The organism is Streptomyces glaucus (assembly GCF_039533365.1).
Classification (GTDB): Bacteria; Actinomycetota; Actinomycetes; order Streptomycetales; family Streptomycetaceae; genus Streptomyces; species Streptomyces glaucus.
Map to the genome: position 1 here is coordinate 19538 of NZ_BAAATK010000063.1, position 11690 is coordinate 31227.

At 74.9% G+C, this 11690-nt stretch carries 9 protein-coding genes and 2 pseudogenes; 5 read left to right on the forward strand and 6 right to left on the reverse strand.

What is annotated here, in order from left to right:
- Positions 1-93: 93 nt before the first annotated feature.
- Positions 94-723 (reverse strand): annotated as a pseudogene (locus ABD363_RS29385) (hypothetical protein); the annotation flags it as partial.
- A pseudogene (locus ABD363_RS29390) lies at positions 711-1161 on the reverse strand (ATP-binding cassette domain-containing protein); the annotation flags it as partial. The pseudogenes ABD363_RS29385 and ABD363_RS29390, both read right to left, overlap by 13 nt.
- Positions 1162-1353: 192 nt before the next feature.
- Here ABD363_RS29390 and ABD363_RS29395 point away from each other — a divergent pair.
- The 3 genes from ABD363_RS29395 (at position 1354) to ABD363_RS29405 (ending at position 3848) form a co-directional block, all read left to right on the forward strand.
- Entirely contained in the window at positions 1354-1917 is a 564-nt protein-coding gene (locus tag ABD363_RS29395) for an SAV_6107 family HEPN domain-containing protein (RefSeq protein WP_344609019.1), read from the forward strand.
- A 436-nt stretch (positions 1918-2353) separates the two neighbouring features.
- Positions 2354-3181: a methyltransferase gene (locus tag ABD363_RS29400; RefSeq protein WP_344609021.1), complete on the forward strand. Its 828-nt coding sequence runs from the start codon at positions 2354-2356 to the stop codon at positions 3179-3181.
- 277 nt (positions 3182-3458) lie between these two features.
- Positions 3459-3848 (forward strand): DUF3040 domain-containing protein, encoded by a 390-nt coding sequence (locus tag ABD363_RS29405; RefSeq protein ID WP_344609023.1) that lies wholly within the window; start codon positions 3459-3461, stop codon positions 3846-3848.
- Between the two features lie 207 nt (positions 3849-4055).
- Here ABD363_RS29405 and ABD363_RS29410 read toward each other — a convergent pair whose 3' ends face one another.
- From ABD363_RS29410 to ABD363_RS29425, 4 genes are all read right to left on the reverse strand, one after another.
- On the reverse strand, positions 4056-6434 hold the full coding sequence (locus ABD363_RS29410) for a transglutaminase TgpA family protein (protein WP_425578037.1): 2379 nt from the start codon (positions 6432-6434) through the stop codon (positions 4056-4058).
- The gene (locus tag ABD363_RS29415; RefSeq protein ID WP_344609025.1) at positions 6431-7786 is read right to left on the reverse strand and encodes a DUF58 domain-containing protein; all 1356 of its coding nucleotides are present in this window, start codon (positions 7784-7786) and stop codon (positions 6431-6433) included. Before ABD363_RS29415 ends, ABD363_RS29410 begins: the two co-directional genes overlap by 4 nt.
- Positions 7786-8823, reverse strand: a complete 1038-nt coding sequence (locus ABD363_RS29420; protein ID WP_344609027.1) for an AAA family ATPase — start codon at positions 8821-8823, stop codon at positions 7786-7788. The genes ABD363_RS29415 and ABD363_RS29420 overlap by 1 nt, the downstream gene beginning before the upstream one ends.
- 262 nt (positions 8824-9085) lie before the next feature.
- Positions 9086-9688: a beta-class carbonic anhydrase gene (locus ABD363_RS29425; protein ID WP_344609029.1), complete on the reverse strand. Its 603-nt coding sequence runs from the start codon at positions 9686-9688 to the stop codon at positions 9086-9088.
- Positions 9689-10069: 381 nt separating this feature from the next.
- On the opposite strand from ABD363_RS29425, the gene rsmH reads away from it, so the two are divergent.
- Together rsmH and ftsL are read left to right on the forward strand one after the other, a co-directional pair.
- Complete coding sequence (gene rsmH / locus ABD363_RS29430) at positions 10070-11026, forward strand: 16S rRNA (cytosine(1402)-N(4))-methyltransferase RsmH (RefSeq protein ID WP_344609031.1); 957 nt, start codon at positions 10070-10072, stop codon at positions 11024-11026.
- A gap of 70 nt (positions 11027-11096) precedes the next feature.
- Positions 11097-11570 (forward strand): cell division protein FtsL, encoded by a 474-nt coding sequence (gene ftsL / locus ABD363_RS29435; RefSeq protein WP_344609033.1) that lies wholly within the window; start codon positions 11097-11099, stop codon positions 11568-11570.
- The last annotated feature ends 120 nt before the right edge of the window (positions 11571-11690 follow it).

Below are 11690 nucleotides of genomic sequence, written 5' to 3' on the forward strand. Positions count from 1 at the left end.
CCGGGAAAGCCGCGGACCGGTTCACAGGGTCAGCTCCGGGTGCAGCCGGGCCGGCGTCCACACCTGGCGGCGGCGGGCGGACAGCGCGGTCAGCGCCAGGGCGCCCGCGGCCAGAGCGCGTCGGTTCATCGGCGGGATCAGCATGTACGCCACCATCGCGCCCACCCACAGGGACAGCGGAACGAAGTACGGGGCGAAGCCGGTGCCGTAGTCGGGCGCCTCGTGCAGGTCCTCGGAGACGAGCCGGACCGGGCCCGCCATGACCTCCGTGCGCCGGGCGCGGTCCTCCTCGTCGTGGCCGGGGATCCGCTCGGCGCCGTCGTGCAGCCCGTCGGCGAGCTTCCCGGCGCCGTCGACCAGCCGGTACATGCCGTCGCTCAGGTCCTCGGCCCCCGTCCTGAGGCCGGCCACCCCCTCGTCCAGGCCGGCGGCGCCCGTCTTCGCCGTGCCGAGCCCCTGGTGCAGCCTCCTGGCGCCGGCGGCGACCTTGCCGGCCCCCTCGTTCAGCTCGTTGATCCTCGTGACGGCGTCGTCGAGGTCCTCCGAGAGGTGCGGCGCGCGATCAGCGAGCGCCTGGGCCTGCTTCCGGAGGGCGGCGAGGCTGCCGTCGAGCTCCTTCAGGCCGCCGTCCTGGTCGGCGACCGGCGTGTCGACGTCGTCGGCGACGGCCGCCCCGTCCACGGCGGCCTCCGCGGCCTTCTCCAGGTCGGCGCAGGCGGCGTCCGCTCCGCACGCGGTCGCAGCAGCCCGCGCAGGGAGCCCTGGAAGCGGCGCTGCAGCAGTGCCCGCTCGCGCAGGTGTTCCCCCTACGGTCAGCGCCGGATCGAGGTCGGTGACGCACGGGACGTGCGCGAGGTCGGTGACGCACGGGACGTGCGCGAGGTCGGTGACGCCCGGGACGTGCGCGAGGTCGGTGACGCGGCGCAGCGCGGACATCCGCCGAGGCAGCGCGAACCCGCCGACGCGGGCCTGCCCCTCCGTGGGCCGCATCCGGCCCGTGAGGGTGAGCAGCAGGCAGGTGCGGCCCGACCCGGACGGCCCTTCCAGCGCGATCAGCGAGCCGGGCCCCGCCTCGACGCGCACCCCGCGGAACGCCCAGCCGCGCGGTCCCCTGACACCGAGGTCCCGGGCCGTGACGCCGAGCCCGTGCGGACCGTCCACGGCGCTCCCCTCCCCGCCTCGCCGGACAGGCCCCTCGGCCGGGGCACATTTTTGCGCTGACTGGTCAGTGCAAAAGCTGGCCCGAACCTTCGATCGAAGTAAAAGCCCAGGTCAGAACGGATTGTCAGTGCCATACCTCACGATGGGCACATACGGCATACGTGCCGTCAACCAGACGACAGGAGGTTCGTCATGGCCAACTCGTCCGCAGCCGCCGCCCGCCGGCGCCGCGCCTCCGGCCCTGCCCCCTCGCTGACCGGACCGGCCGACGACGTGCACCCCGTGCTCCGCCGGGCCACTGCCCCGCCCGCCGCCCTCGACCTGCTCGCCCAGGCCCACGCCGGACTGGACGAGGCCGCCGGGCTGGAGACGCCGAACGAGCGCTATGCCACGGCCCACCTCGCCGCCCTGCGCACCGCCGCCGCCGTGCTCGCCGCGCGGGGGCGCCCGGAGTCCACACCCCGGGCCCGGGCCCGCATCAGGAGCGCCTGGGACGTGCTCCCCGAGATCGCGCCCGAGCTCACCGAGTGGAGCGCGCTGTTCGCCTCGGGCGCCGCCCGCCGCGCCCGGGCCGAGGCGGGCATCCGGGACGCGGCCAGCAACCGGGACGCCGACGATCTGGTACGGGACGTGTCGATGTTCCTGCGCATCGTGGAGCGGATGCTGGTCCTCCAGCCGGTCCTCCCGCAGACACACCCCGACGCGGACCGGCCGGCGGGCGGCGACCGGGGGCGTGACATGCCGGACGCGGGCTGACCGCCGCGGCGCGGCAGCCGCAGGACGCATCCCCCGCAGCCCGCCCGGCGGAGCCGTCCGCCGGGATCCGGCCGCGCGGAGCCGAGGCACGCACGCGCTCCGCGCTGCCCGGCACGCACGCGCCTGCGAGGCGACGGCGCGCACGGCGCCCGGGGCCGCAGTGCGCACGACGCGCGGTGGCCGCGGACGGCGGACCCGCGAGGTCCGCCCCCCCGCGCAGGTCCCGCCGAGCCCGTCCCGCCGCGGCGGCCGGCCCCCGGCGGGCCCGCTGCCCCAGGGGGGGGGCCCGCGCGGTACCCGGAGTGACCAGGCCCGGCGCCGGAGGCAATAGGGTGGAGGGCGCCTGAAGCCTTCCCCTCCCCGCACCCCGGGCCGGGGAGGCAGCCCGTTCGCTCCGCCGTGCAACAGGCGGTGCCGCGCCGAGGAGTCAACTGCCGTGTCGGACCCGATGCGCCCGCCCGTCTCCCCCCACCCCTCCCCGACGACGCCGCTGCGCTCCGACCCCTCCCGCCCCCGCGCCTCCCTCCGCACCGCCGTGGTCTGGGAGGTCCTCCAGAACGCCCTGGACCACCGGGTCAAGGCCTCGGGACGTCGGGCGCTGGACGTCCTCGACACCGGGGGCGGCAGCGGCAAGTTCGCGGTGCCCGTCGCCCGCCTCGGCCACCGCGTCACCGTCGTCGACCCCAGCCCCAACGCGCTGTTCGCCCTGGAGCGCCGCGCCGCCGAGGCCGGCGTCGCCGACCGCGTGCGGGGCGTCCAGGGGGACGCCCACGGCCTCTTCGACGTGGCCGAGCGCGGCGGCTACGACGCCGTGCTGTGCCACGGCGTCCTGGAGTACGTGGACGACCCGGCCGACGGCCTCCGCAACGCGGTGGCGGCCCTGCGCCCCGAGGGGGTCCTGAGCCTGCTCGCCGCCGGCCTCGGCGGCGCCGTGCTCGCACGGGCCCTCGCCGGCCACTTCAAGGAGGCGAGGCAGGCGCTCGGCGACCCGGACGGCCGCTGGGGCGCGGGCGACCCCGTGCCGCGCCGCTTCACCGCCGAACAGCTCACGGAACTGGTCGAGGGCGCCGGCCTCAGGGTCGCCGCCGTGCACGGGGTGCGGGTCTTCGCCGACCTCGTCCCCGGTGTGCTCGTGGACACCGAGCCCGGAGCGCTGGAGGCCCTGCTGAAGCTGGAGGAGGCCGCGGCCGAGCTTCCCGCCTTCCATTCCGTGGCCACACAGCTTCATGTGCTCGGTGAGACGCAGGAGCCCGCCGGGACCTGAGCCGCCTCGTGGGACACGCCGTTGATCAGCGTCTCGGCGGCGGATGGTGTACGCCACAGGCCCCCCGAACGGAGGCTTGTCACCGTATGATCGAGGGAGACCGCTCGGCATGACGGGTCGGCCGCTGGGGAATGGAGATGTCAGCGAGCCGGAGCGTCCATGACGGATTCCGGTTGGCCAATTGGCGCAGAGGGGCGGGTTTCACGGGGGCGATTCCCTGCCTATCCTGAAGAGACCCCCCGGGTCGCCCCGGCGACTGCACGATGAGGAGGACTCCGTGCCGCTCTCGGAGCACGAGCAGCGCATGCTCGAGCAGATGGAGCGAGCGCTGTACGCCGAAGATCCCAAGTTCGCGTCGGCGCTTGAGGGAAGCGGGCTGCGTACGTACACCCGGCGGCGGGTCTACCAGGCGGTCGCGGGCTTCCTCGTAGGTATCGCGCTTCTCATGGCCGGTATGGTCGCCAAGCAGGTGTGGCTCAGCGTGGTGGGCTTCCTCGTCATGCTCGGCTGCGCGGTTCTCGCCGTGACGGGCTGGCGCAAGGCGCCCAAGCCGGGCGAGCAGCCCGCCGGCGCCCCGCACACCCGCCGTCAGAGCCGGCAGCGACGCTCCATGATGGACCGCATCGAGGAGCGCTGGCAGCGGCGCCGTGACGAGCAGGGCCATTAGCCCGTCGAGCCGCAGCTCACCGGGACACAGCTGAAGACATGCGCGAGGGGGTGACCACCGGACCGGTGGTCACCCCCTCGCGCATGCCCGGCAGCGCCCCGATCCGGCGGCCCGCACCAGGGAGCCCCGGGCCGTCGGACGGCCCGGGGCTCCGGCACGGATCAGGACCCGGCACGCGCCAGCGGGCTCAGCGCACCGCCGGCGGCCTCACCCCCGCTGCCCCGACGGCCTGCGCAGCGCCGGCCGGACCGCCAGGGCGCGCTCCCGGAGCCGGGACCACCGGGCCGACACCGCCCACACCACCCGCACGGTCGAACGCGGGGTGAACCGCGCACGCAGCCGCGTCGGACGGGAGGCCGCCGACCGCAGTCCGGCGGTCACCCGGCGGACCTCCTCCGTGAGCCCCGGCGCCGGCCGCGGGCGCGGCGCGTAGAGGACCTGCTCCACGGCGTCCGCCACCCGGTGCACCGCCGCCGCGGCCGCCGGATCCAGACGCCCGAGCCGGACGATCCGCGCCGCCGCCCCGCGCGGGGTCTGCGACTCGTCCGGTGCGATCCCGAAGTCCCACGCCGTGTCGGTCAGCTCCTGCCAGACCGCCAGGGTGCGCAGCGCCGCGTCCGCCGCCGACCGGCCGGACGACCCCAGCCGTACCGCCCGGGTCCGCAGCCGCCACAGCATCGGCGCCAGCGGAAGCGCCACCAGGGCGAGCCCGCCGAGGACCCACGCCAGGGTCGTGTACCACTTCGAGCCGTCGCCGCCGGCGGCCAGGGCGGCCTGCGGGGACTCGCTCGCGCACCCCTGGAGCTTCTTCTGCTCCGCCGTGCAGCTCTCGTCCGCCGAAGGGGCGGCGGAGGGCGCCGTCGACGCCGACTGCGACGGTCGGGCCGGGTCCGGGACCGCGCTGCCGGGCGTGTCCGCCAGCGTGTACGACGGCATCGAGCCGCGGTTCGGGGTCGGCTCGAAGCGGGTCCAGCCCACGCCCTCGAAGTACAGCTCCGGCCAGGCGTGCGCGTCCCGCAGCCCCACCGACACCGAGCCGTCCGCCTGCGGGGAACCGGGCGCGAAGCCGACCGCGACCCGAGCCGGTATGCCCAGCGAGCGGGCCATCGCCGCCATGGCGAAGGAGAAGTGGACGCAGAAGCCCTGCTTGTCCCGGAGGAACCGGGCTATCGCCTGGGATCCGCTGCCAACCCGCACCTGCGTGTCGTACTCGAAACCGCCGGTCACGGCGAAGTGGTCCTGGAGCTTGACCGCCTGGTCGTAGGGATCGGTCGCGCCGTCGGTGATCTCGCGGGCGGTGCGGGCCACCACCGCCGGCAGCGAGTCCGGCAGCTCGGTGAACTCGCGCTTCAGGGCCGTCGGCGGCTGCGGCGCCGAGGCCAGCTGGTCCGCCGTCGGCTGCACGTCCAGGCTCTTCACGTCGTACGTCACACCGCGCGTGTTCTGGCCGTGGTCGCCGACCAGGGTCATGCCCACGGGTTCGTAGCGCCAGTTGCCCCGGATGTCCACGTCGCTGGGCGGGTACGGCATCGGCAGCCAGCTCTGGGCGTACCAGTCCGCGGCCGAGATCGTGGTCTGGATCTCCGCGCGCCGCACGTCCGGGCCGAGGCCGACCGGCGTCGGGAACCGGTCGTCCGGCACCGCCGTGATGCTGCGCTTGGACGGTTTCCAGGTGGCGCCGTCGAAGTCGTCCAGGGAGACGATCCGCAGGTACAGGTCCGAGATGTCGCTGGTGTTGGTCTGCAGGGACAGGACCTGGCGGTCCTCGTCGACGTTCAGGCTGTCGCGCAGCGACACCAGCGGGTTGACCGCGGAGATGGTGCCGCCGCTTCCGCTGCCGGAGCCGACCCCCGCGCCGGTGCCGTCCAGCAGGCCGCCGTCCAGCGCGGGCAGGGCGAGCGGCACCAGCAGGGCGATGCCCAGCGTGACCACGCCGATGCGCCGCCCGGTCCGGACCGGGGCCGGCGCGCCGCCCGGGGCGCGCGGTGTCCCGCCGAAGACCCGGCCCCACTGCGAGAGCCGCTCCCGCCCCTCGGCCAGCAGCAGCATCAGGTAACCGGCCCCCGCGATCAGGAACCACAGCCAGTCCGTGTCGCCGCCGGACAGCCCCGCGGCCACCGAGTACAGCGCGAGCAGCGGCAGCCCCGCCGGGGCCGCGCTGCGGAAGGTCACCGCGAGGACGTCCACCAGCAGCCCGATCAGCAGGACGCCGCCGACCAGCATCAGCCGGATGCCCTCGGACGACAGCGGCGCCGGGATCGCGTACCGCGCGATGTCGTCCGCGCCCTGCCGCAACAGGTCGGCGACGTGCAGCAGGGCGTCCGGCCCGGGTATCAGCCCGGCGAAGGCATGCTCACGGGCGAAGACCAGCGTCAGCAGCACCAGCGTGACCAGCAGCTGCGCCAGCACGGTGAGCGACCGGCCCAGCGGCACCCGCCGGGCCGCCATGCCCACGCCCGTCTGCACCCCCAGCAGGAGGGCGGCCTGCAGGATCCACGTGTCCGGGTCGACCAGCGGCAGCAGCGCGCACGCCGCCATCAGCGTGGCCGCCCACGCGCACAGCGCCAGCCGTATCCGTCCGCTCACGACGCACCCTCCCCACCGCTCGCCGCGGCGACGCCCGTACGCTCCCGGTCCGCCCGGCGCCACAGTTCGTCCAGCGAGGCGCCCCGCGGCACGCTCAGGGCCGTCCAGCCCGCCTCGCGCAGCATCCGCAGCCGCTCCCCGCTCCCGCCCGGCGGGCCGGACGCGTCGCCCGGTCCCCGCCCCCAGCCGTCGCCGTCCAGCAGGAAGGCGACCGCGGCTCCGCTGCGCTGCCGCATCCTCGCCGCCACCGCGGCCTGCTCCTCGTCGAGGTCGCCGAGGAAGGCCACCAGCAGCCCTTCGGTGCCGCCGCGCAGCACGTCGTAGGCCCGGGACAGCCCCGCGCCGTCGGAGTGGTCGATCACCGCGAGGGTGTCCATCATCAGCCCGGCCGCGTCCGCCGCCTCCTGGCTCGCGCCCGCGAACCCGTCGGCGCCCTCGCCGGGCACCGAACTGCCGGTGTCGGTGAGCAGCCGTACGGAGAAACCCCTCTCCAGCATGTGCACCAGCACGGAGGCCGCGCCCGACACCGCCCACTCGAAGGCCGAGTCGGGGCCCGCGCCCTCGAAGGCGATGCCCCGGGTGTCGAGCAGCACCGTGCAGCGGGCGCGCTGCGGCTGCTCCTCGCGGCGCACCATCAGCTCGCCGTGGCGGGCGGTGGAGCGCCAGTGGACCCGGCGCAGGTCGTCGCCGTAGCGGTAGCCGCGCGGGATCACGTCGTCCTCGCCGGCCAGCGCCGGCGAGCGCTGCCGCCCGTCGCCGTACCCCAGCGCCTCGCCGCTCAGCCGCACCGGCGGCAGCGGCTCCACGCGCGGGATCACGGTCAGGGTGTCGTACGAGGAGAAGGACCGGGTCAGCTCGCACATCCCGAACGGATCGGTCAGGCGCAGCTGGAGCGGCCCCAGCGGATAGCGGCCGCGCAGGTCCGAGCGCACCCGGTAGGACACCTCGCGGCGGCCGCCCGCCTCGATCCGGTCGAGCACGAAGCGGGGGCGCGGACCGAGCACGTACGGCACCCGGTCCTGGAGCATCAGCAGGCCCGTGGGCAGCCGCGAGACGTTGTCCATCCGCAGCTGCACCCGGGCCTCGGCGCCGACCGGCACGCGCGCGGGGGACAGCCGGCGGCTGCCCGCGACCCGGTAGCGCGTGCGGTACAGCACGAGCACGCACACCAGCGGCAGCACCGCCAGCAGCAGGCCGACCCGCAGCAGGTCGCTCTGCCCGAGCACGTAGGCGCAGACCGCGGCCGCGACGCCGGCGGCCAGGAAGGAGCGTCCGCGGGTGGTCAGGCCGGCCAGGACGGTGCGCAGGCCGCTGCGGTCGCCCTCGGCCGGACCGGTCCCCGCCGGGGTCATCACAGCCTCCGCGGCGGCTGCTGGCCGTAGGCCGGCGCGCCGGGCCCCAGCCCGAGGCCGGTCTGCCGCCCGGGCGCCGCGGGCACCGGGGTGTGCTGCAGGATCTCCTGGACGACCTGCTCGGAGGTACGGCGGTTCAGCTGGGCCTGGGCGGTGGGCAGCAGGCGGTGGGCCAGCACGGGCACGGCGAGGGCCTGGACGTCGTCCGGCAGGACGTACTCCCGGCCGCTGAGGGCGGCGGACGCCTTCGCCGCGCGCAGCAGGTGCAGCGTGGCGCGCGGCGAGGCGCCCAGTCTCAGGTCGGGGTGGGTGCGCGTGGCGGCGACCAGGTCCACGGCGTAGCGCCGCACCGGTTCGGCGACGTGGACGCCGCGGACGGCCTCGATCAGTTTCACGATCTCGTGCGCGTGCGCCACCGGCTGCAGGTCCTCCAGCGGGGAGATCCCGCCGTGCACGTCCAGCATGCGCAGCTCGGCCTCGGGGCTGGGGTAGCCGACCGAGACCCGGGCCATGAAGCGGTCGCGCTGGGCCTCCGGCAGCGGGTAGGTGCCCTCCATCTCGACCGGGTTCTGCGTCGCCACCACCAGGAAGGGGCTGGGCAGCTCGTAGGTCTTGCCGTCGATGGTGACCTGGCGCTCCTCCATCGACTCCAGCAGCGCGGACTGGGTCTTCGGCGAGGCGCGGTTGATCTCGTCGCCGATCACCACCTGCGCGAAGATGGCGCCCGGCTTGAACTCGAAGTCCCGGCGCTGCTGGTCCCAGATGGACACGCCGGTGATGTCCGACGGCAGCAGGTCCGGCGTGAACTGGATGCGCCGCACCGAACAGTCGATGGACCGCGCCAGCGCCTTGGCGAGCATGGTCTTGCCGACTCCGGGGACGTCCTCGATCAGCAGGTGTCCCTCGGCGAGCAGCACGGTCAGCGAGAGCCGTACGACCTCGGGCTTGCCCTCGATCACGCCTTCCACCGAACCGCGCACCCGCTCGACCACCGCGGTCAGATCAGTGAGGCTCGCTCGATCGTCATAGGTCGTCACCCGGCCCTCCTCGGCCCTTTCCCACGCTCTCCGAAGAGCAGGGGTCACCCCAACTGTCCGGGCCGATGCTTCTGCGCTGCGGACCGGCCCGCCCGAAACACGGACACCACGCGTGAAGAGTTCCGCGCGACGCCACACACCGCATTCTTGCTGCCGTTACCGATTCGTGTCACTCGCCTGTGGACAACTGGCAGCGACATGTCGGCTCCTGCGGTGTTTCGCCCGCCTGGGCGGCGGGCGAGTTCCGGGGCGGGCGGCCGGGTCAGGCGGGGTCGACCTCCCGCAGCAGGCCGGTCTTCACGTCGAAGACGAATCCTCGCACGTCGTCGGTGTGCAGCAGGAACGGCGAGGTGCGCACCCGCCGCATCGACTGCCGTACGTCCTGGTCGACGTCCCGGAAGGCCTCCACCGCCCACGCCGGGCGCTGGCCGACCTCCATCTCCAGCTCGGAGCGGAAGTCCTCGGTGAGGGACTCCAGGCCGCAGCCGGTGTGGTGGATCAGGACGACGCTGCGCGTGCCCAGCTTGCGCTGGCTGATGGTGAGCGAGCGGATCACGTCGTCGGTGACGACGCCGCCGGCGTTGCGGATGGTGTGACAGTCACCGAGCTGCAGGCCGAGCGCGGCGTGCAGGTCCAGCCGGGCGTCCATGCAGGCCACGACGGCGACCTGGAGGACGGGACGGGCGTCCATCCCGGGATCGGTGAACGAGGCGGCATACCGGGCGTTGGCCTCGACGAGACGGTCGGTGACGGTGCCGTGAGGCGCCTCGGGGCCTGCGGGAACGGATGCAGAAGTCGACATATTCATGACGGTACTGGTCACCCCCGGCCCTGGTCCGCTGTGGAAGGGGACAAAGAACATCATCGAGTCTTGTTGTGAGGCATCCCACAGGGGCCGGGCGCGCGCCCGTGGGCGCGGTTCCCCGCGCCGGGCCGCTCTCCCGCGCGCGGGGCGCCGCGACGCGCAGGCCGGTTGATTGACCGCGAGACACCGTGGACTAAAGTGACGCGAAGCGGGAGGCGTGGACCTCCCTGCTGGACTGCATTTCCCCGGAGACCTGGGCGATGTCCCGGAGATCTCCCCACGTGCGCGGCGCGTACGTACGGCTCGGCCTCCTCCCGCTCCCGGTCGGCTGACGCTTCCGGCGCCGGCGGGCCTCCCCTTCGCCGGGGCGTCCGTCGGCGTCGGCCGGGGAGGGCGGGGAACCGGCGGTGCGTGCGCCGGCGCCGGATCTGAGAGGGCCCCTTGAGCCAGAGTCGACACGTCCCGGTGATGCTCCAGCGGTGCCTGGACCTGCTGGCGCCCGCCCTGGAGGGGCCGGACGCCGTGGTCGTCGACTGCACGCTCGGCCTCGGCGGGCACAGCGAGGCGCTGCTCGGCCGGTTCCCCGGGGTGCGCCTGATCGGCCTGGACCGCGACAAGGAGGCCCTGCGCCTGTCCGGCGAGCGCCTCGCGCCGTACGGGGAACGCGCCACCCTGGTGCACGCCGTGTACGACGAACTGCCCGAGGTGCTGGCAAGGCTCGGCGTCGCGCGCGTGCAGGGCGTCCTGTTCGACCTCGGCGTCTCCTCCATGCAGCTCGACGAGGCCGGCCGCGGCTTCGCCTACGCCCAGGACGCCCCGCTGGACATGCGCATGGACCAGACGACCGGCGTCAGCGCCGCCGAGGTCCTCAACACCTACCCGCCGGGCGAGCTGGTGCGGATCCTGCGGGCGTACGGCGAGGAGAAGCAGGCCAAGCGGATCGTCGCGGCGATCGTGCGCGAGCGGCAGAAGGAGCCGTTCACCACCAGCGCGCGGCTGGTGGAGCTGATCCGCGATGCGCTGCCGCAGGCCGCCAAGCGCACCGGCGGCAACCCGGCCAAGCGCACCTTCCAGGCCCTGCGCATCGAGGTCAACGGCGAGCTCGCCGTCCTGGAGCGGGCCGTCCCGGCCGCCGTCAAGGCGCTCGCCGTGGGCGGGCGGATCGTCGTGCTGTCGTACCACTCCCTGGAGGACCGGCTGGTCAAGCAGGTCTTCGCGGCCGGGGCCACCAGCACCGCGCCCCCCGGGCTGCCGGTCGTGCCCGAGCGCTACGAGCCCCGGCTCAAGCTGCTCACCCGCGGCGCCGAACTTCCCACCGAGGAGGAGATCGCCGAGAACCGGCGGGCGGCACCGGCACGGCTGCGCGCGGCCCAGCGCATCAGAGAGGACGCGGAGTGAGCCCTTCGGTGCTCCGGTACAGGCAGGACGTCGGGTGACGTCCCCAGAGGTCTCGTCCAGGGGAGGGTGAGTGAGCAGGAGACCCGAACTGAAAGGGAGGGCGGCGCGGCTCGCCCGGCTCCTCCCCGCGGGCCGGAGCCAGGCCGCCCGCACGCCCTTCGTCCTCCTCGTCGTCGTCCTCCTCGGCGGCGGCCTCATCGGACTGCTGATGCTGAACTCCGCCCTGAGCGAGGGCTCGTTCAGACTCGACGACCTGGAACGGGAGACGAAGAGCCTCACCGACGAGGAACAGGCCCTCCAGCGGGACATCGACGCCTACTCCGCACCCGAGGCCCTCCAGCGCCGCGCCCGCGAGCTCGGCATGGTGCCCGGCGGGAACCCCGTGTTCCTGAGCCCCGACGGCACCGTCAGGGGCGAGCCCGGTCCCGCCCCCGCCGCGTTCACCCCCCTCGTCCTCGCCCCCGAGGCGCTCACCGCGACGGATACGCGCGGCACCACCGCCTCCACCCCCCGGCCCGCCCCGACCCCGACCCCCGGCAGGTGACGGAAGTGTCCGACAGGGAACCGCCGCGGCGCCGCGGGCCCGGCCCCGCACGGCCCGCCCCCGGCAGCCGTCGGCCGGGCCCCGGCGCCCGCCCGGCCCGCCGCCCGGGCCGGCCCCGTG